Source organism: Tropicibacter sp. Alg240-R139 (assembly GCF_900537075.1).
GTDB lineage: Bacteria > Pseudomonadota > Alphaproteobacteria > Rhodobacterales > Rhodobacteraceae > Falsiruegeria.
The window spans coordinates 1,492,562-1,513,746 of the sequence record NZ_UNRA01000001.1 but is presented as its reverse complement, the minus strand read 5'-3'; the positions used below and the strand labels follow the sequence as shown (position 1 = coordinate 1,513,746).

Sequence of the window (21,185 nt, the reverse complement as noted above, 5' to 3'; positions counted from 1 at the left end):
ATTGTTCTGTCTCACAGATTTGAATGGACCACACATGACCGCCATTGATCCCGAAGTATTGAGCCAGGCCGAGGCCAAAGAGGCCCGCAGGGAAAGGCTTTTCACACGTATCAACAAGGCCGATGCCTGGTTTCAGGTTTTGGGCCTGTCCTGGTTGACGCCCGTCCTGAAAGCTATTGCAGGCGACAATCCCCAAGCGCAGGTCAAAGAAATCTGGCGCCTGCTTGGCGTACCAATGCTGGCCATTGGCGCATTTCTGTTTGTCTGGGCTTCGGCCGCGCCGACGGTGCAGACGTCACTGGGCGCCATCCCTGGCCCGGTACAGGTTTGGGAACAGGTCGAAAACCTGCACGCAGACCACCTGCGTGAACGCGAGAAAGAAGCCGCATTTTACGAGCGCCAGGACGTGCGCAACGCCAAGCTGATCGCCTCAGGGAAAGAGGACAAGGTAAAAGAGCGCGCATATACCGGTAAGCCGACCTATTACGACCAGATATGGACGTCGATCAAAACGGTGTTCTTTGGGTTTGTGATCGGTTCAGCTTTCGCCATACCGTTGGGAATCTTGGGAGGTCTGTCGCCAACAGCAAATGCGGCAATGAACCCGCTGATCCAGATTTTCAAACCTGTAAGCCCGTTGGCCTGGTTACCCATTGTGACGATGGTGGTTTCCGCTGTCTATGTCACCAATGACGGCCTGTTCTCAAAGAGCTTTATGAACTCGGCCATCACTGTGACGTTGTGTTCGCTTTGGCCAACCCTGATCAACACCTCGCTTGGGGTCTCGTCGATCGACAAGGACCTGATTTCAGTGTCGAAAGTTCTGAAAATGAACACCTGGACCAAGATCACCAAGCTGGTGTTGCCCTCGGCGTTGCCGCTGATCTTTACCGGACTGCGCCTATCACTGGGTGTGGGTTGGATGGTGCTGATTGCCGCTGAAATGCTGGCACAAAATCCGGGCCTTGGCAAATTTGTCTGGGACGAGTTCCAAAATGGCTCGTCACAGTCACTGGCCAAGATCATGGTGGCCGTCTTTACCATCGGCATCATCGGGTTTCTGCTCGATCGCCTGATGTTTGCCATCCAGTCGCTTTTCACCTTTTCAGCAAACCGGTGACCTGACATGAGCATTCTCACCTTCGACAACGTCTCAAAGTCTTTTGGTGACGGCACCAACCGCACTGACGTCCTGAAAAACATCGATCTGACCGTAGAGGAGGGCGAATTCCTGGTGCTCCTCGGTTTCTCGGGCAGTGGGAAGACCACTCTGATCAACCTGATGGCGGGGCTTGAAAACCCCACCAAAGGCACTGTGTCTTTCAAGGGACAGCCGATCACAGGCCCAGGCCCCGAGCGTGGTGTGATTTTTCAAAGCTATTCGCTGATGCCCTGGCTGACCGTGAACGGCAATGTGCGCTTGGCCCTCGACAGTGTCTTTCCCAAAATGCCCAAGGCTGAAAAGGTTGCCAAGGTCGATCACTATATCAAAATGGTTGGCCTTGCTCACGCAATGGGCCGCCGCCCGGCTGAGCTGTCCGGTGGCATGCGCCAACGTGTGAATGTCGCGCGGGCGCTGGCGATGAACCCTGAGGTTTTGTTGCTTGACGAGCCTCTTTCGGCGCTTGATGCCCTGACGCGGGCTAATCTGGCTGATGAGATCGAGCAGATTTGGACCGAGGACAAGAAAACGTGTGTTCTGATCACCAACGACGTGGACGAGGCCATCATTCTCGCGGATCGCATTATCGCGCTGAACCCGGATGGCACGCTTGGCGATGAATTCCGTGTTTCGATCCCGCGTCCTCGTGACCGGATGGAGATGAACCACCACGAAGGGTTCAAACATCTACGGGCAAAAATCACCAAGTATCTGATGGATGTGGGGATTGATGCTAAGGCCGAAGGCGTAACCCAACTGCCTGATGTGACCCCGATCCACGGTGTTCCGACGGCCGTCAAAGACGCGCAGAAAGGCATGATCGAGCACAACTTTCTCGACTTCTCGCAGTTGCATAAAGTGTACCCAACGCCCAAAGGGCCGCTCACTGTCGTCGAGGATTTTGACCTCAAGGTGCAACGCGGTGAATTCATTTCGCTCATCGGGCATTCGGGTTGCGGAAAATCCACGGTGCTCACCATGGCGGCGGGCCTGAACCCGATCTCCAAGGGGGGGATCCGTTTGGATGGTCGTCATGTTGAAGGCGCTGACCCTGAGCGCGCTGTGGTGTTCCAATCGCCTAACCTGTTCCCTTGGTTGTCAGCCCGCGAGAACGTGGCCATCGGTGTGGACAAAGTCTATCCGAAGGCCTCGCGCCAGGAACGTCAGGATGTGGTGGATTACTACCTCGAGCGTGTTGGCCTGGCTGACAGCATGGACAAGCAGGCGAGCTCGATGTCCAACGGCATGAAGCAGCGCGTTGGCATTGCCCGTGCTTTTGCGCTCTCGCCCAAGCTGCTGCTTTTGGACGAGCCTTTCGGCATGCTTGACAGTCTCACCCGGTGGGAACTGCAAGAGGTGTTGATGGAGGTCTGGGATCGCACCAAGGTCACGGCGATCTGTGTCACCCACGATGTGGACGAGGCGATCCTGTTGGCCGACCGTGTGGTGATGATGACCAACGGTCCGCAGGCCACAATTGGCAAAATTGTTGATGTCGACTTGCCGCGCCCACGTAGCAGAAAGGCGCTGCTCGAACATCCTGACTACTATGCGTACCGGCAGGATGTTCTTGATTTCCTCGAGGAATACGAACACGGCGCACAACCCAAACCCAAACCTAAAGCCAACGCGGCAAAAAGCATCGCTGCGGAGTGAGAGCTATGAAGAAAAATCTAATCATCATCGGCGCAGGCATGGCTTCGGGTCGAGCGCTTGAAGAGCTTTTGGAGCAGGACGGCGAGAACTGGAACGTCACTCTGTTCAATGCAGAGCCGCGTGGAAACTACAATCGCTTGATGTTGTCTCCGGTCCTGTCCGGCGAAAAGACCTATGAAGACATCATAACCCATTCCGACGCGTGGTATCTGGAAAAGGGCGTGTCGTGCCGGTTTGGTGAAAAAGTGTTCGAGATCAACAGGATCGAACAGACCGTCACATCGGAAACCGGCGACGTTCTTGCGTATGACAAGCTTCTGATCGCCACCGGATCGAACCCGTTCATCATCCCATTGCCGGGTCATGACCTTGAAGGGGTGATCGCCTATCGCGATCTGGAAGACACTGATCGCATGATTGGACTGGGCGAAAAACCTGGCGCAAGGGCGGTGGTCATCGGCGGCGGGCTTTTGGGGCTAGAGGCCGCGGCTGGGCTGAAAGCGCGCGGGGTGGATGTCACCGTGGTGCACATCATGGACCATTTGATGGAACGCCAGCTTGATGGGGCCGCGGGTTATCTGCTGCGTAAGGCGCTTACCGATCGTGGGATCATGGTGATGTGCGCAGCCAATTCCAAAGAAATCCTGGGCCAGGACGGTCATGTCAGGGCCCTGTTGTTGGATGATGGAACTGAACTGCCCTGTGATCTGTTGGTGATGGCCGTTGGCATCCGCCCCAACACTGCAGTTGCGCAGGCCGCAGGTCTGGCCGTTGGCAAAGGCATTCATGTGGATGACCAGATGCAGACGTCGGACCCCAACATTCTGTCGGTGGGTGAATGTGTTGAACACGATGGGGCTGTTTTTGGGCTGGTGGCACCGCTTTACGATCAGGCCAAAGTTGCTGCCAAGACGTTGATCGGCGATCAGGCCGCCTTTGTCCAAAAGGAGGTGTCGACCAAGCTTAAGGTGACGGGGTGTGATCTGTTCTCGGCTGGCGATTTTGCCGATGGCGAGACCCGCGAAGACATCGTTTTTCGTGATCCTGCGCGGGGTGTCTACAAGCGGCTGGTCATCGAAAACGACAAGCTGATCGGCGCCGTTTTTTATGGCGATACGACCGACAGCAGCTGGTTCTTCGGGCTTATTAAGGATGACGAAGACATTTCGGCGATGCGCGACACTCTGATTTTTGGCCCATCCTTTCAGGGGGGCACCCCCCTGGACCCTATGGCGGCCGTTGCAGCCTTACCGGATGACGCAGAGATCTGCGGCTGCAACGGCGTATGCAAACAAGACATCATCACCACCATTCAGAACGGGGCGCGCACCTTGGACGCAGTCAAAGCGACGTCCAAGGCCGGTTCTTCCTGCGGGGGATGCAGCGGTTTGGTCGAACAACTGCTGTCGGTCACGCTTGGCGATGAGTTCGCCATGCCGACCAAAGAAACCGTCTGCAGATGTACGGACCTGTCCCATGACGAGGTGCGCAAGCTGATTGTGGCGGGAGGAATGAAATCCATGCCGCAAGCAATGCAGGACATGAACTGGACCACGCCCGATGGGTGCCATGTTTGCCGCCCGGCGTTGAATTATTACATGGTCTGCGCCTGGCCCGGCGAATACGAGGATGACGGCAAGAGCCGGTTCATCAATGAACGTGTGCACGCCAATATCCAGAAGGATGGCACCTATTCCGTTGTGCCCCGCATGTTGGGTGGGATCACAACCCCGGATGAGTTGCGGGCCATCGCTGATGTGGCCGACAAATTCAAGGTTCCAACAGTCAAGGTCACAGGAGGTCAGCGGATCGACCTGCTGGGGATCAAGAAACAGGATCTTCCCGCGATCTGGTATGATCTTGGGAAGGCGGGCATGATCTCGGGTCAAGCCTACGCCAAGGGGTTGAGAACGGTTAAAACCTGTGTCGGGTCTGAGCATTGCCGGTTCGGAACCCAGGATAGCACCGGCCTTGGGATCAAGCTTGAGGATGCCATGTGGGGCGCCTGGTCGCCGCACAAATTCAAGCTCGCCGTGACGGGGTGCCCGCGCAACTGCGCCGAGGCGACCTGCAAAGACCTTGGGATCGTTTGCGTCGACAGTGGGTACCAGATCCTGGTCGGCGGTGCCGCGGGTCTTGATCTGCTCGAAACGCAGCTTTTGGCCCAGGTCGCGACCGAGGAAGAGGCGTTGGAGTATTCCTGTGCGTTCTACCAGCTTTACCGCGAGGGCGCGCAGTATCTGCATCGCCCCTACAAATGGATCCGCAAGGTTGGTCTGGATTGGGTCAAGCAACAGATCGTCGAGGATGCAAAAAATCGTAAGGCACTCGCGGATCGCTTTCTACATTCGCAGCAGTTCTATCAGGTCGATCCTTGGGCCGAACGCGCCGTCAAAGGCAAGGACGCGCATGAATTCGAACCGCTGGCAGATCTGACCAATCTGCCTGTGGCCGCAGAGTGACCCGATGACAAAGGAAGCAACTATGAGCCAATTCATTGACATCGGCAGCGTCAAAGATATCCCGCCACGCGGTGCGCGCGTTTTGCGCACGCCCGAAGGCGAGATTGCTGTGTTCCGCACCGCCCTCGACCAAGTTTTCGCTGTGGACGAATGGTTGCCAGGCAAGGCCGGGCCGTTGTCCAATGGAATTCAGCACGGCACCAGCGTAACTGATCCCATGTACAACTGGGTGTTTGACCTGCACACCGGGCATGCTCAGGGTGCAGACGAAGGCCAAATTCGAGTCTGGGATCTGCACCTGCGTGGTGGGCGCATCCTGATCACCCGGGATGTCTTGGGCGCAGCAAAGGTCGTGGCATGAGCCGTATTTGCACTACTTGCCCCTATTGCGGAGTGGGTTGTGGCGTCTTAGCAAACCCCGACGGCACGATTCAAGGCGATCCTGACCACCCGTCGAACTTCGGCAAACTCTGCTCCAAGGGCTCGGCACTTGGCGATACCATTGGTCTTGAAGGGCGTCTGTTGCATCCTCGCGTCGATGGGGCGGACAGCAGTTGGGACAATGCCCTGGATCTGGTGGCAAACAAGTTCCGCGGTGCCATTGCAGAGCATGGCCCCGACAGTGTGGCGTTCTACGTCTCAGGGCAATTGCTGACTGAGGATTACTATGTCGCGAACAAGCTGATGAAAGGCTACATCGGCTCGGCTAATATCGACACCAATTCCAGGCTTTGCATGGCGTCTTCGGTGGCTGGTCACAAACGGGCTTTTGGCACGGACACGGTGCCCGGTCTTTACGAAGATTGGGAAAAGGCCGATCTTGTGGTGTTGGTTGGCAGCAACCTCGCGTGGTGTCATCCGATCCTTTTTCAACGTTTGTTGGCTGAAAAGGCGCGGCGCCCGCAGATGCGCATCGTGGTGATCGACCCGCGCCGCACCGCGACTTGCGACATCGCCGATCTCCATCTTCCTGTGCAAAGCGACGGGGACACGGCCCTGTTCAACGGTCTTCTGGCGCATCTTGCAAATGAAGGCTGCGTTAATCAGCGCTATGTCGCGGCGCATGTGAATGGGTTTGATGCGGCGCTTGAAACAGCGCTTGCAACGAACCCGCAAGAGGCTGGGATTGCGCCTGAGCATGTGGCCGAGTTCTATCGCCTGTTTGCCACAACTGAGAAAGTTGTGACCGTTTATTCCCAAGGTGTGAACCAATCGTCCTGTGGCACGGACAAGGTCAACGCGATCCTCAATTGTCACCTGGCGACGGGCAGAATTGGACGCCCCGGCATGGGGCCTTTTTCGATCACGGGGCAACCCAACGCCATGGGAGGCCGCGAAGTGGGCGGGTTGGCCAATATGTTGGCCTGCCACCTGGACATCGAAAACTCCGACCAACGCAACGCAGTACAGGCGGCGTGGGACAGCCCGACAATCTGTGACCATGCCGGGCTGAAGGCCGTCGACCTGTTCGATGCTTGCGCTTTGGGCAAGATCAAGGCGTTGTGGGTGATGTCGACGAACCCGGTGGTGTCGATGCCAGATGCCGACCGTGTGGCCCAAGCCGTCGCCAATGTGCCGTTTGTGGTGGTTAGCGATATTGTCGAACATACTGATACCTGCGATTTGGCCCACGTTCTGTTACCTGCCGCGGGTTGGGGTGAAAAATCCGGTACGGTGACCAACTCTGAGCGGGTGATTTCGCGCCAACGACCCTTTTTACCCATACCAGGCAAGGCGCGCGCCGATTGGGACATCATCGCGGATGTGGCCCGGCGCATGGGTTTTGTCGGTTTCGACTACGAAAACGAAGCCGAGATTTTCCGTGAATACGCGTCGCTGTCTGGTCTGGCCAAGCAGTTCGGTCGTGATTTTGACATCAGCGGGCTTGCTGGTCTCAGTGATGCCGACTACGACGCTTTGACGCCTGTACGGTGGCCGGTGGCAGAAGTTGGGGGCACAGGTGGGCGCGTCTTTTCTGATGGATGCTTCTATCACGTTGATGGCAAGGCCAAGATGTTCCCGGTTGTTCCGCCGCGGCCAAGAACGTCTACCGGGTTGACGCTCAATACCGGACGCATACGCGACCAGTGGCACACAATGACCCGCACAGGCCGCAGCGCCCGCTTGGCGGCACATATGGCTGAGCCGTTTGTGGAAATACACCCCGAAGATGCGTTGACGCATGGGCTCCGTGATGCCGATCTTGCGGAATTGTCTACCGCGCAGGGCAGGGCGCTTGTGCGCGTGTTGATTTCTGCCAGTGCACGCAAAGGTGCCGTGTTCGTGCCAATGCATTGGACCGCACAAAGCTGTAAGGCCGGGCGGGTGAACCCGATTGTAGCCGCCGTCGCAGATCCGGTTTCAGGTCAGCCCGCCAGCAAAAGCACCCCAGTGCACCTAGAGCGCGCGCGCATGGCCTGGTATGGCTTTGCTGTATCGACAGAGCAGATGGCACCCGACTTGGCTTATAGTGCGATTGCGTTGACTAAAGGAGGGTGGCGCGCCGAATTGGCGGACGGGCAATTGCCCGCGGATTGGCAATCGTTGGCCCGGGCGCTAACTGGCCAAGCCACGGCACAAGCTGCGCTGTTCGAGGATCGCAGTGAGGGCACCGTGCGTGTCGCATTCCATAGTCGGGGCGTGATCAAGGCTTTGTTCTTTGCGGCGCGTCAGCCTGTTGCCGTTGCGCGCACTCATGCAGTGGGATTATTGAACCGGGAACCCGACATTTTGACCGCCTTGGCCGGCAAGGCCGGGGCGGACGCTCCAGACCCCGGCGCAACAGTCTGTGCCTGTTTTGATGTAGGGGTGAATACGTTACGTGCCGAAATTTCCAAGGGCGCGCAGACGGTTGCCGAACTGGGACAGCGTACGTGCGCGGGCACCAACTGTGGGTCCTGCAAACCGGAGCTGGCGAACCTGATTGCCACATCTGAAAACCGTGTTGCAGCGGAATGAGCTTGGCCAAGTTTATCCGTATTCTCGGGCGGGGGCCTGGCCGATCTCGGGCGTTGACCCGCGATGAGGCCCGTGAGGCGATGAACGTCATCTTGAATGGGGAAGCCGCCCCCGAAGCGGTCGGGGCGCTTTTGATGTTGATGCGGTATCGCGGTGAAAGCGCCCCGGAAATTGCCGGTTTTACGGATGCGTTGCGTATTGGGGCCGGGGAATGGAACAGACTGCCTGTCGCGTTGGATTGGCCAAGTTATGCGGCCGGACGAACGCGCGGGGCACCCATGTTCTTGCTAGCGGCAAAACTGGTGGCGGCTGCGGGTTATCCGGTGCTGCTTCACGGCTGGAATTCTCATCAGAACCCAGTTGCATCGGTCCGCCTGGCGCTGTCTGATCTGGGTATCCCAGAGGCCCGATCGCCCGACGCGGCTAATTTCCTGTTGTCGCGTCATTGCATTGCTTACGTACCAGCCGACGCGTTGCATGCTCCAGCTCTTGAATTGCTGAACTTGCGTGATGTTCTGGGGCTGCGGTCGTGCCTTAATACCGTTCTGCGAATGCTTAACCCAACCGGCGCGTCGGCAATGGTGCAAGGTGTTTTCCATCCGTCTTATCGCGATTTGCAAAGCGATGCTGCGTCCCTTTTAAAACAACCTTCGCTCACCGTCATCAAAGGCGGCGGCGGAGAATTCGAGCGTCATCCAGGGAAAGCCGTGACCCTGTTGGGACTGCGTGAGGGTGGGCGATTTGAAGCGGTAGCTGAGCCCCTTATGCAAACGACCCGCCGTCTGCATGAACCTGATCTTGCCGCGGTGGAACCTGCGGCCATTTGGGACGGAACGATCCATGACACGTTTGCCATCGAGTGTGTAATCGGAACAGCTGCTCTGGCGCTCATGACCTGCGGAGAGGACGTCGAAACGGCGCACAAAACCGCACGGGCGTTGTGGTCGTCGAGAGACATCCGTCTGGCCGCCTGACAAGGACAAAACCGAATGAAGACCAAACTTGAAAAGCGCCCAGGATCTGCCCTTGGAGATGTGCGCGCACCGATGGTTCGACTGCGAGATCTGCTCATGGACAGTTTGTCCCTGCGTTCGTTGCAGAATCTGTGGCCCTGGGTCACCAGTCGGTCGATGTGGGACGAAAATGAGCGCGGAACCAAGCGCGACGCTGCGCGCGCGCCAGCAAAGAGCACTGAAGAAACTAGCTCCAAACGGGTGCGATCCGCTCCGGTTGCTCTTGTCGGAGCTGGTCCGGGATCTAGTGACCTTATCACTCTTCGCGGAGTTCGGCGGATACAAGAGGCCGATGTGATCTATTATGATCGGTTGATCGATCCTGAACTGTTGCAGTTGGCGCGCCGGGATGCTCGGCTTGTGTACGTTGGAAAAGCGCCGGGGTGCCACAGTTGGCCTCAGGATAAGATCAATTCGTTCCTTGTTGCGGCTGCAAAACAAGGGCAGCGGGTGGTGCGTTTGAAATCTGGAGATCCCGGTGTTTTCGCACGCGGCGCCGAAGAGGCTCAGGCGCTTTGCGCCCACGGCATCGACGTCGAGATCGTTCCCGGCGTTACAGCCGCCAGTGCAGCCGCAGCAGCGATCGGCGGGTTCCTGACAGAGCGGGGCCGAAATGACACGCTGGTACTGACCACGGCACATAAGGCAGATCACTCTACCCCACCAGGCTGGATTCAGCACCTTTCCTGTGGGGCACGTGTTGCGGTTTATATGGGCGTTTCGAAAGCGTCGGAAATTCTGAATCTTCTTGAAATGGCGGGACTATCCGACAAAACGGATGTTGAAATCGTGGCGCATGCTGAAACGACGCAACAGAAAGTCACGAGGTGCAAGGCACCGATGCTGGCAACGGTTATCGAACGCGACCGGATAACCAATCCCGCAATCTTGTTTTTTTCGATCCACGAAAGCTTAGCCGATGAGGATATGTCCTTCGAATGGGGCAAGGTGGAGGCGCATTGCGAAACACGGGTTCCATAGACCCCGAACCTCATGATATCATTTGAAAAATGGGCAGGGATCAGCACCGGACCAATGGTGACATTCTGGCCGCGTCATTGCAGTTGTGTCATGGGTCAACGGACGCGAAGGCGCAGGCGCGGGCCAAAACGCATTTGAAAACCGTGCGCTTGCCTGCGCGGCATACGTTACGATTTCCTGGACAGATGTCGGGCGCGAAAAGCAACGAGTGGGCGTTACAAGCATCCTTATAGCCAACACAGCGGTGACGTTGTTTGACGAGATGACTTCAGTCTTGGAGGTGTCCGTTCAGGCCGCAGCCGATGCAATGTCCTGTCTTCCAACCTCATCCCCGATTTTCGAGGAAATCAATCCGGTTCGAGCAACGCCTTTCTGCGATCATAGTCTGACTGTCATCAGCGCCGGCCATAGCGATGTTATCCACACCTTACTGGCGTAACAGGAACTGGATCGGCTGATGTTGCATATCCTCGGTGGCAAAACAATAAGCCAAATGCCACAGGAGACTGATGCTCTGGTCGCGCCCTAATTGATGGAGCGCAGAGCGACGTCTACAGGGGCATTCAAAGGCCTAGAAATCTGTTCCGGCTCACGACGCATTATCTGCTGATCCGAAACTAACATAGCCCACCGGCACCTTGTCGGTGAGCCACACGCCGTTGTCCGCTTGATAAAACAGAAACCCGTCTTGGTACATGCGATGGCTGCTCACCAATAAAACCACCGGTTTGCCGTGACGCGCGCCGACGCGGGTTGCTGTTTCAACGTCAATGGACAGGTGCACCTGGTCCCGGCCCCTGGGCTCTAACCCGGTGGCAAAAATGCTATCCAGATTTTTGCGCGCTGTTCCATGAAACAGAGTGGCCGGGGGTGTCTGGGCCTCAAGACTCAGATCGACGGGAAAGGAATGTCCCTGAGCTGCCCGGATCCGCATACCATCTGGGGACAGGGTGAACCGTTTTTTGTCGCTGGTGCTAACGACTTCTTCCAACTCGGTCCGTGTCATCGCGCGGCCAGCCTTATTCAATCTTGCCAACAGTTCGTCCACATTAGCCCATGCGTTTTTATCCAGCTCCAGCCCGATTTCGTGCGGTTTGTGGCGCAAAATCATGCTCAGAAAGCGACCGTTCTTACTCATATTTATGTCCGTCATTTTGATGCTGCCACGCGACAGACATCCGTTCGAAAATGGTGGGAAGGCAGGGACTCGAACCCTGACGTGTCACAGTAATCTGCTGCCGACAATGAAGGGGTATAAACCCGACCGCCACACCTGTGCCCTCCCACATGAAATGGGTGATTTCTGCCTTAAGCAGGTATCAAAAAGGACGCGGTATAGTTGAACGTTAGGGCCATTCTTTATCGATAATCGAAACGGAGGGGTTCGGTCAAGGTATTCAATGAGCTTATGGTATTTTCACATAAATTCATAATCTTACGACACTAATCTTCAGTCCGTGTCTTGTGTCGTCAGCATTTTTGAGCATGGTGCATTCAATTAAGAGAGGAATTATTCGGGTGTACTTTAGGTACAGGCGATCGAGCGCGACCTGATAGCGGTTCTCTGTTCACACAGGCAATGACGAGAAGACGAGGGAATGAAATTGTACAAAGCAGTGGAAGCAAAAAACCAAGATAACCGCCCCTTCTGGCTGCATCCGTTAACCGGTTTGGCAGTTACGATCTTGGCCATTGGTATTTGGTTTCTGTTTGCTTACAGCCCCAAGCCGGATTCTCTGAGCTTCTTTTCCTCGCGGCCGCACCGATTTGGCGCGTTTGAGGCGCTGATGTCTGCCTTGGCCTTGGCGGGCCTGGTCTATACGTTGGCCGTGCAGCAGCACGAACTGAAACTGCAGCATGTGGAGCTTCAACTGGCCCGCGAACAGACCCGTCAGCAAACTCGAATTTTTCGGTCCGAGAACTTTGAGCGGAGGTTTTTCCAAGCGTTGGATCAGTTCCGAAGCTTTCAACAGAATGTCTCTTTCGTTGGGAGGCAGTCGGATATCGAGCGGTGTGAAATATTTGGAATTCCGCCCAAGTCCGCAGGCGCTCCGGCTTTGGGAGACGTTAACACTGGGGTGGAAGCGGCAGGGACATTGGCGCGGATCTGTTGTTCTCGGGTGTTGTTGGAGGGGGCGTCGGTGAACGAAATCGAACGAAAACAGCTTCTTGTTGAACTGGTTTCATTCTATGGCGGGGTTTTGACTCCGCTTGTGAAGCGGGTGCGAGGTCTTTTGGAACAATTGGAACAACGAGTTTGCGAGCTTGAGATGGAGCTGGATGAAGACGAGTTGGGCGGAGATGAAAAGACCGAACGAGAAAAATCCATTAATGCAGAAGTGTTGATGTATGTGTCGCTTCTTCAGACCGAGCTGAAACCAGACCAGCATGCCTTACTCTCATTGTGCGGGCTGTATGATGGCCCTTACGAGGGCACTGCTCGCCTGATGGAGCGCACTCATTTTCTGCATGATTTTAACTGGCGATGGGGGGATATTTTGATGAAAGCCCAAGGCGGTGGGTATCTGGATGCGGTTGAACTTTCGCAGGACGAGCGCGATCGGCTGACCAAAATGGGACTGAAGGTCATTATTCAGAGCACGTCGTTGGTTTAAGCCGCAAACCGCGCCTTTGACTTGGCCCTGAGGTCATTGAGTGCCATGATCCATTCATAGAGATGATTTTATTGAGAGGGTGATATGTACAGATTTTTGTCGACCGCCTGTTTCACTGTGTTGAGTTGCGCAGGCGCTCTGGCTCAGGGTGGGGCTTTGTCTTGGGGTTCATCGGGTGATTGGGAGGTTCTGATTGATCCAGATGTGGGGCATGGATGTTTCATGCAAAAGGCGTTTGACGATGGCACACTGGTGCAGGTTGGTGCTGTGCCGGACAGACAGGGTGGTTTTTTCGCCGCGCTGAATGCCAAGTGGACCGAAATCGAAGACGGACAAGAGGGTGTTCTGACACTCGATTTTGGCGATGCGAAATTCGCTGGGGATGCCCTCGGGGTCATCCGCGGCGGGATTCCTGGTGGATATGCATTCTTTGACAATCCAAAGTTCGTAGATGAGTTCGGTAAACGCAGCTTGGTCACGGTGACCGGCAAGGGCGGGCAATCTGTCGAAATCGACCTGAAAGGCAGCCAAAAGGCTATTGTGGCGGTGCGCGCTTGCCAGGACGAACAGCCGAAACAAGAACCATAAACGTCGATCTATTGCTGCTGATCAGGCTTGCACGGTGTGCGCTCGGCCTGAACCTGACGATTGCCACCTTCTTGACTGCGGACGCCACCCACATGCAGCTTGAATTTTGGTTCAGACAGCTTGCCGGATACCGAGAACGGCCACGCACTGCGAGCCAAGGGGCGGCCCACAGGGCGCGGTTCGGCGCGCAGGGCGATGGTATCATTGCGCCAGTCAACTCCGCCAGCTGCAACCAGTTGCACGCTTTTGGTCTCTACCACCAAGGCGTCTGATGTGACCTTGCCCGCATTGATCCGCAACGGTGCAACAGCACAGACAATATCGGTATAGCCCTGCTGCAATTCACCCGAGACCAGCCAAGGGAAAATGCCCAAACCCGCAAGCTCGATCAGACTGGTCGAGACATCACCGTCCCGCATGGAAATCGTTGCACGACCGGACATAGTGTTGATGAAGGTCTTGAGCGATTTTCGATTGCCGCTGATGTTGAAATCCCCACGCAAGGTGCCGTGGGCCTGTATGCCAAGACCAACCGCATCCAGGATCTCGCCTAAATCCCAACCACTTGTTGCCCCGGACACCGTCAGCCGTTCGGGCGCGCCCAACAGGTCCATACCGGCACTGGCGCGGAAATACCCACCACCATAATTCAACTCTAGCGGACCTAGATCGGCCTTGCCTTCTTTGAGGGTGAGTGCGCTTTCAACTTTGGAAATCCCCTGTTGCCCCACGATCTGAGCAATGTTGACCAAAATCTCAAGGTCGGTGTCCCGTAGCCGTCGTTCCAGATCCACGAACTTCTCACCCTCAGGCAGAACCAGAGGCTGCACGTCGTCTCCCTCTTCTTCCTTTGGCAAGACCAAAGGTTCCACATCCGCTTGACCCGGACCGTCTTCGATCAACTTGTCCAACTGGACAAACGCAGCCACGCCCTGTTGCAGGTCTTTCAGGTCCAATTTTTCGCTGCTGATTTCGCCTCGGACAAAGGGGGCGCCGTCGTTGGGTTTGACATCCAACTGCGTTTCCAGTCGCGAACTGTCGACGGCTGCTTGCATGTTCATGCTTAGCGCTTCTTCTTGACCTTTCACGTCCAACAGCAACTCCAGTGGTCCAGCGTCCACAGGCTCGAGGTTCAAAGCCGCCAGGAACGCGCGTGTCTGTGGAATGTCGAGGTCAAGATAAAGCTCGGCCTGACCCAAGTCCTTTACGTCACCGCTGCGGGCATGGGTATCAAGCGCCCAAAGTTCGGTGTCATGTGCGCGGGCCTTGAATTCGACCAGACGCAGATTTCCGGGTTCATCGTCTATTTCGAAACTGGCGCTGACACGGCCAAATTTCTCTGCGACATCCGGCCCCAAATCTCCCAACAGCAAGGACGCCGGCGCCATCAGATCGCCCATGAACGCAAGATCTTTGAGTTCGAGCAGATTGTTGATTTCACCTTTTGATTTTAAATAAGGCGCATCCAGCGGACCGGCTTGGATCGAGATGTCGCGAATGCTGAGGGTGCCGTCAGCGGTGCGCTGGAACTCACCTAGCGAGACGGGGCCAATGTTGTTCAGTCCTTGTTCGAACGCGTTTGTTCCAAAGTACATCTCGCGCAACTGAATCTCTCCGCGATCCCCTACAAGTTCGACCCGAGCGGCCGTAAGTTTTAGATCGGCAATTTCACGCGCAGCAGGGGGTGGAGCACCTTTGGGATGCAGGCGGGCCGACAAATTTATGTCGATGTCATCGCCGGTGATGAAGTCCGCAATCGACCCATTTGCTTCAATTCGCTGGCCTTCGCTCAGATCAATAACGGTTTGCGTATCAGAGATCTTCAGCTTGCCACCCTGGTTGAGCATCTGAGCCGAAAAGGTGCCCGTTCCATCCAGCACCGGGTCCAATTTCAACACTTCAAGAAAGTCGGCAAAAGATCCGGTATCAAGCGTCAGTTCGGCCGTGTAGCCACCGCCTTGTTCCAATGGAATTGGGGTGCCATCAAACGTTAGTTTCACATCGCCAAATGAGGCCCGTGTGGTGAAGTCGGCCCCTCGCGGAAACTCGGCGTCGATTTGAAAATATTGCCCGTTCATACCGCCCTTGCCAGTCACGAGCTTAAGTTGACCGCCCTGTTTCTGGGTCAAGGAAAGAACGTCGATCTGAAAGTCGAAGGTAAATCCGGTTTTCTCGTTCTCACGTTTGAGACTGATGTTAGAAAAAGAAACCGTCTTGTCCGACAGGAATTCCAGAATTCCACCACGCCCTTTTTCTTCGGGGGTTTCTTCGCGGTTATTGATGCTTGCAGTTTCGCGCTCAGACCAAGTCTTGCTCCCATCTGCTAGCTGCACAAGTGTCACCGACAGGCCATCAACAATCAGGTTGTCAAACTCCACCACCCCTTGTGCCAGTAGCAGTAAATCCAGCTCCAATTCCAATAGACTGAGCTCTGCCAAGTTTTGATCCGGGAAAGTCTCGCTGGGGATTTCTACGCCCGAAACATAGATTTCACTCACGGGACCAGGATTCAGTCGGACGTCTCCATTGATGACGACAGACTGTCCCATCTGATCTGACAGGATGCCTCCGACCAGGTCCTTGCGAAATCCGGAGAAGAACGAAGAGGCGAGAACCATCCAGAACAGCGCAAAGACAATTGCACTGATGATAACAAGCCAAATGGAAATGCGGTAAAGTCTGTTTAGCATGGCAGCATCCGGTCATTAGTTCGTGCTGATGGGCACGAGCAGTTTGAAACTCAAATCACAGCACGAAAAATTGGCAGGTGCTGGACCAGAATATCCGCTTTCATACAAAAATAAAGATTTTTCAATTTGTTGCCGGCGCCCCCAGTCCTTTGACGGGCCAGGGGCACGGGCCGATCAACCGGCAAACAGCGCTTTGAGCTCTTGCATCTTGGCGTCAAATGTCTCTGGCGAGGCTTTGATGTCGGCCAGGATCTTCAATACGGAATCCTTGGTTTCTTGCGACAGAGAGCTGCCCTGAACCGCCAGAACCAGGGCGTCATAGTTGAACCCCTCCTTGGTCAGGATACCGGTGTCCTGCATGCTTTGGATCCATTCCTGACCGTCGCTGGTCAGGCTTGCAACCTGATCCGTGGCCGCATTGGCCAGATCGGTTGCGGCCGTGGTTGCCTGATCCGCCGCTTCGGTCGCGGCATCGGTGGCCTGCTCGACAGCACTTGTGGCCGCGTCAGAGGCTTGCTGTGCCACATCCGAGGCTTGTTCTGTAGCCGAGGCGACCGCATCTTCGGCGGCGTCGCGGGCGGCACCCGCTGCATCGGTCAACGCGTCGCCCGCGTCTTGGGCCGCGCTTTCCAGCCGCTCAGCCGGGGTAGGTTCAGGTTGGTTCATGAAATAATAGGCTGCGCCGCCACCGACGATCGCGACAGCAGCAATAACAAGGATTCGAGACATCATATGATCTCCTAAAGAAAAAGATGCTACCCAGATGCTTTATTCTGCACCAAGGGTCCAGTGGATCAGAAGAATTATCATGTAAAAACAACATATGAGCCATTTTTGGCAGGTTTTGCGTGTGTAGCACAGCGGGTTTTCGCCCGATGACAATGGGTGTCGGGAATTCCCCTATACTTTGCGTGTGGTGGCGCGGCTTACCAGTTTGACCTCACATTCCACCCGCGTGGGCGGGGCCATGGAGTCAGCAATGGCGCGGGCGATCTCTTCGCCTGCAAGTTGACCGATGCTTTGGGCCGGGATGCGGATCGTGGTCAGTGCGGGTTCCATCTCCTCCGAGCCTTTGAAGTCGCCTATTCCGATTACGGATAAATCGTCGGGCACAGTCAGACCAAGCTTCAAGGCCGCATAGATTGCGCCTTGAGCGATGACATCATTGCCGCACAAAAGCGCCGTGGGGTGGGGCCCGTGTTCCAGCATCTCACAGGCCGCAGCCTTGGCCTGTTGCAGGCTGTAAGGCGCTTCGCTTTGCCAAGGATCGGGAACAGAAATCCCATTTTGTTCAAGTGTATGCATGGCGCCTTTCAAGCGGTCTCCGGCGCGGTCATTGCCTTGGGTGGGTGGAAAAATAGTCCCAATTCTACCGTGCCCCAAATCCAGAAGATTCTGCGCGGCCATTGCGCCAGCCTTTTGATTGTCGGCCCCAATGCAGGCGATGGGAGCGCTGTCAGAAAAGTTCCAGATCGCAATCGCGGGCACGCCCTGTTGTTCGAGAAGCTGAAAGGTCTCGTCGTGGTGGTCCAGCCCGATCAGGGCCACGCCATCAACGCGGTGTTCCAGCAATTTGCGCAGCACGCCATACTCGGCCTCAAGATCGTAACCGTGCGATGCGATCAGGATGGTGAACCCTTCGGCTTCGACCGCGTCGGAAAAGGCCTGGATCACTTCGGCAAAGATCGCGTGATTGATGGTGGGGACGATCAGCCCAATTGTTGCGGACCGCTTGCCATGCATCGCCTGGGCTGCTCGGTTGCGTATGTATCCCAGTTTTCGAACAGCGCGGTCGATCTTTTTCCGAGTCGCGAGATTGACCAGATCGGGGTGATTGAAGCTGCGTGACACGGTCGAGGGTGACACCTTAGCAGCCTTTGCGACAGCTACTATATCCACCTTAGGCGGTTGTTTTTCCACGTTAAAGAACCCCATTTGAGTTATTTTATGAAAACATTTGCAATACTATTTTCATCCCATACCCTAGTTTGTCAACAAAGCTATGGACCGCAGCGCGGACCACTTGCCCCTCATCGGGCAAACGGGTTGGGAGGCCCCGGAATGGAATTTATCTACTACTTTGGCGATGTCTTTTCGCCGCTCTCATTTGCCCTGTTGCTGGGGGGAACAATCGGTGGCCTCATTCTTGGAGCTACACCCGGGTTGTCACCCACCATGGCGGTGGCGCTGTTGATCCCCTTCACCTTTCAGCTTGAAGCGGTGCAGGGTCTGATCTTGCTGGGGGCGGCCTATACTTCGACCGTTGCAGGGGGCGCTGTGAGTGCCATCTTGCTCAAAATCCCCGGCGCGCCGGCCAACATCGCCACAACGCTTGATGGGCATACGATGGCCAAGAAGGGGCAGGGCGCGCGGGCGCTGCAACTATCATTCCTGGCCTCGGCAGTTGGCGGTGTCTTTGGCGTACTGCTGCTGATCTTCCTGACCCCGGTGCTGGCCCAATGGGCGCTGGCCTTTGGTCCGTCACATCTGTTCTGGCTGGCTATTCTGGGCGTCACCGTCATCGGCTCGCTCGACAGTGACTCGGTGGTCAAAGGGTTGCTCTCTGGCTGTATCGGCCTGTGGCTTGCCACGATCGGGTTCGACGACATCATGGGCGCGCAGCGGTTTATTTTTCACCCTTCGCTTGGGGGCGGGATCAACATCATTGCTGCTTTGATCGGTCTATTTGCGATTCCGCAGGTGCTGACCATGTTCGCCAAGGGTCGCAGGACCCAAGGCGCCGAGGTGATCGAGGTTCAAAAACACTCGGTCAGTGCGGCAGCGGGAGAGTTGATACGCAATCCACGGGCGTTGACCATCGGCACCATCACAGGTTCGATCATCGGTCTGATCCCCGGTGTGGGCGGTCAGATCGCGGGCCTGGTCGCCTATGACCAGACCAAAAAATTCAGCCCCGACCAGGACAAGTTCGGCACCGGTCACCCTGAAGGCGTGATTGCGGCTGAGGCCGCCAACAACGCCATGGTTGGCCCCTCGCTGGTGCCGCTGCTGACGCTGTCGATCCCCGGCAGCCCAACAGCTGCGGTTCTGCTGGGTGGTCTGCTGATCCACGGGATCTTCCCGGGTACGGATCTGTTCGACAATCACCCGGACGTGGCTTGGACATTCATCAACTCGATGCTGATCGGGCAGATCCTAATGTGCATCTTTGGCCTTTACGTCGCTGGTCTGGCCGCACGGGTCGCACAAGTGCCGCAGTCGGTCATGGCCGCGGTGGTTCTGGGGCTGTCGGTCTTTGGAGCTTATTCGGTCCAAAGCTCGATGGGAGATGTCTATGTCATGGCGTGCCTGGGTGTGATGATGTTTTTCCTTGAACGGTTCGGTTTCTCGGCGGCTCCGCTGGTGCTGGGCTTGATCCTGGGACCGATAGCCGAGGCGAACTTTATCCAAGGCTCGATGATTGCCAACGCCACCGATGGTATGGGCCCCTACTTCTTTGGTGGTCCGCTGAATATCCTCTTGATGGTCGTGGTTGCAGCCTCTGTCGCCTATTCGATCTGGATGGAACTGCGCACCCGCAAAATCCAAAACACAGTCGAGGTGCAATCATGACCCGCACACAACACATCATCCCGTCGGGCATCATCTTTGCCGTTGGTTGCTGGATCGCCTGGATCAGCTACACCCAACAACCCGCCGAGGCCTTCCTGTTCCCGCGCCTGATCTCATCAGTCTTTGTGGTGCTGGCGGGCTGGACATTCGGCAAGGCCCTGATGGGGCTTAGCCGGGTCGGGACGGGGGTCTCGCGCACAATGATCGTCAACCTGTTGCCCGGTCTGGTGGTTGCACTGGTCTATATCTTCTGGGCCGCCAAAACGTTTGGCTTTTACACCGCCACCACCGTGGCCTTCTTCATCCTGCTCTCGCTCTATGATCCAGCGCCCCACAACGAGGCACGCAGCTGGATCAAACGGGCGGTGATCACCGCAGGGTTCATCGCCGTAATGTATGGGCTCTTTGCGATGCTGCTCAAAGTCTACACACCACGTGAAATTCTATTTTGACCGCGACAAACGCGGCTGAGTTCCAAGGGAGGAAACACTCATGATGAAAAACTGGATTACAGGGGCCGCTGTAGCCCTGATGGGATTGACGGGTGGCGCCATGGCGCAGGATTACCCGGATCGTCCGTTGATGATGATGGTGTCTTATGGTGCGGGTGGCGCCACCGACTTCCAAGCGCGGATCGTGACCATGACCGCCGGGAACGAGGATGCGCTTGGCATGCCGATCGCCATCATCAACAAGCCGGGCGCCGGTGGGCGCGTTGGTTGGAACTGGTTCGCCACACAGGCGGATTCCGATGGCTACACTCTGGGGGCCTACAACGTACCCCACTTTATCGCTCAGTCGATCAAGGGCGGCGTGTCCTATTCGACCGACAGCTTTGAACCCATTGCCAACTGGGGTGCAGACCCGGCGGTCTTTGTGGTTGCAGCAGACAGCCCGTTCAACTCGATGGATGATGTCGTGGCCTTTGCCAAGGAAAACCCCGGCAAGCTGACCTTCTCGGGCGCGGGCCTGTTTGTGGGTCACCACATTGCAGCGCTGCAGATCGAAAAGGCAGCGGGCGTCAAGATGGCCTATATCCCGACCAAAGGTGGCGGTGCTGCTGCGATGAAGGCCGTGATCGCGGGTGAAGTTATGGGCGGTGTAAACAACCTATCCGATGCCTTCCGCGCGCAAGAAGCGGGTAACGTCAGAATCCTTGGCGTCGCTGACCTAGAGCGCAGCGCGTTCCTGCCGGACGTTCCAACGATGATGGAACAGGGGCTGGACGTCGACAACTCGTCGGTGAACTTCCGCGGTGTGATGGTCCCCAAAGGCACCCCGCCTGAGGTGATCGAACGTCTTGCCGCGACCGTTCCAGCGATGTTCGAAAACAGCCGCGTCGCCAAAAAGATGAAGGCTGGCGGTTCGCCCATGCACATCATGAACCGTGACGAGGTGATTGAAATGTGGGCCGCACGCGAAGCAACTCTGAAAGAGCTGCTGTCGGGCCTTTAAACCCAAACTCCCCGAGAGAGGCGGCGGATGTG

16 protein-coding genes are annotated in these 21,185 nt (G+C 56.4%); 12 read left to right on the top strand and 4 right to left on the bottom strand.

The features are described from left to right. Positions 1–34 precede the first annotated feature (34 nt). Genes G6R15_RS07275 through cobA form a run of 7 tightly spaced genes read left to right on the top strand, consistent with a single transcriptional unit; the run spans position 35 to position 10,232 of the window. On the top strand, positions 35–1,120 hold the full coding sequence (locus G6R15_RS07275; protein ID WP_164659115.1) for an ABC transporter permease: 1,086 nt from the start codon (positions 35–37) through the stop codon (positions 1,118–1,120). Positions 1,121–1,126: 6 nt separating this feature from the next. Next, positions 1,127–2,818: an ABC transporter ATP-binding protein gene (locus G6R15_RS07270; protein WP_164659114.1), complete on the top strand. Its 1,692-nt coding sequence runs from the start codon at positions 1,127–1,129 to the stop codon at positions 2,816–2,818. A 5-nt stretch (positions 2,819–2,823) separates the two neighbouring features. After that, entirely contained in the window at positions 2,824–5,280 is a 2,457-nt protein-coding gene (nirB, locus tag G6R15_RS07265; RefSeq protein ID WP_164659113.1) for a nitrite reductase large subunit NirB, read from the top strand. A gap of 22 nt (positions 5,281–5,302) precedes the next feature. Then, positions 5,303–5,641, top strand: coding sequence for a nitrite reductase (NAD(P)H) small subunit (locus G6R15_RS07260; protein WP_164659112.1), 339 nt, complete (start codon positions 5,303–5,305; stop codon positions 5,639–5,641). Beyond that, positions 5,638–8,238 (top strand): nitrate reductase, encoded by a 2,601-nt coding sequence (locus tag G6R15_RS07255; RefSeq protein WP_164659111.1) that lies wholly within the window; start codon positions 5,638–5,640, stop codon positions 8,236–8,238. The genes G6R15_RS07260 and G6R15_RS07255 overlap by 4 nt, the downstream gene beginning before the upstream one ends. Beyond that, a complete protein-coding gene (locus tag G6R15_RS07250; RefSeq protein ID WP_164659110.1) occupies positions 8,235–9,212 on the top strand; it encodes a glycosyl transferase family protein in 978 nt (325 codons plus the stop codon). Before G6R15_RS07255 ends, G6R15_RS07250 begins: the two co-directional genes overlap by 4 nt. Positions 9,213–9,227: 15 nt before the next feature. After that, positions 9,228–10,232 carry a uroporphyrinogen-III C-methyltransferase gene (gene cobA, locus G6R15_RS07245; RefSeq protein WP_164659109.1) on the top strand — a complete coding sequence of 335 codons (1,005 nt, stop codon included), beginning with the start codon at positions 9,228–9,230 and terminating at the stop codon, positions 10,230–10,232. A 589-nt stretch (positions 10,233–10,821) separates the two neighbouring features. Here cobA and G6R15_RS07240 read toward each other — a convergent pair. Then, positions 10,822–11,370 (bottom strand): RNA 2'-phosphotransferase, encoded by a 549-nt coding sequence (locus G6R15_RS07240; RefSeq protein WP_164659108.1) that lies wholly within the window; start codon positions 11,368–11,370, stop codon positions 10,822–10,824. A 664-nt stretch (positions 11,371–12,034) separates the two neighbouring features. Between G6R15_RS07240 and G6R15_RS22715 the strand changes: the two genes are divergently transcribed. Together G6R15_RS22715 and G6R15_RS07225 are read left to right on the top strand one after the other, a co-directional pair. After that, the gene (locus tag G6R15_RS22715; protein ID WP_205520478.1) at positions 12,035–12,847 is read left to right on the top strand and encodes a hypothetical protein; all 813 of its coding nucleotides are present in this window, start codon (positions 12,035–12,037) and stop codon (positions 12,845–12,847) included. Positions 12,848–12,931: 84 nt separating this feature from the next. Continuing rightward, on the top strand, positions 12,932–13,435 hold the full coding sequence (locus G6R15_RS07225) for a hypothetical protein (protein WP_164659105.1): 504 nt from the start codon (positions 12,932–12,934) through the stop codon (positions 13,433–13,435). Between the two features lie 8 nt (positions 13,436–13,443). Here G6R15_RS07225 and G6R15_RS07220 read toward each other — a convergent pair whose 3' ends face one another. The 3 genes from G6R15_RS07220 to G6R15_RS07210 all read right to left on the bottom strand — a co-directional run bounded on the left by G6R15_RS07220 (position 13,444) and on the right by G6R15_RS07210 (position 18,060). Then, positions 13,444–16,125, bottom strand: a complete 2,682-nt coding sequence (locus G6R15_RS07220) for an AsmA family protein (RefSeq protein WP_164659104.1) — start codon at positions 16,123–16,125, stop codon at positions 13,444–13,446. Between the two features lie 174 nt (positions 16,126–16,299). Beyond that, a complete protein-coding gene (locus G6R15_RS07215; protein WP_304940825.1) occupies positions 16,300–16,890 on the bottom strand; it encodes a hypothetical protein in 591 nt (196 codons plus the stop codon). Between the two features lie 135 nt (positions 16,891–17,025). After that, positions 17,026–18,060, bottom strand: a complete 1,035-nt coding sequence (locus tag G6R15_RS07210) for a LacI family DNA-binding transcriptional regulator (RefSeq protein ID WP_164659102.1) — start codon at positions 18,058–18,060, stop codon at positions 17,026–17,028. A gap of 126 nt (positions 18,061–18,186) precedes the next feature. On the opposite strand from G6R15_RS07210, the gene G6R15_RS07205 reads away from it, so the two are divergent. From G6R15_RS07205 to G6R15_RS07195, 3 genes are read left to right on the top strand one after another with little or no spacing between them, the layout of a single operon-like run. Further along, complete coding sequence (locus G6R15_RS07205; protein WP_164659101.1) at positions 18,187–19,698, top strand: tripartite tricarboxylate transporter permease; 1,512 nt, start codon at positions 18,187–18,189, stop codon at positions 19,696–19,698. Next, complete coding sequence (locus G6R15_RS07200) at positions 19,695–20,150, top strand: tripartite tricarboxylate transporter TctB family protein (RefSeq protein WP_164659100.1); 456 nt, start codon at positions 19,695–19,697, stop codon at positions 20,148–20,150. The genes G6R15_RS07205 and G6R15_RS07200 overlap by 4 nt, the downstream gene beginning before the upstream one ends. Positions 20,151–20,193: 43 nt before the next feature. Then, complete coding sequence (locus G6R15_RS07195) at positions 20,194–21,153, top strand: tripartite tricarboxylate transporter substrate binding protein (protein WP_164659285.1); 960 nt, start codon at positions 20,194–20,196, stop codon at positions 21,151–21,153. Positions 21,154–21,185 lie beyond the last annotated feature (32 nt).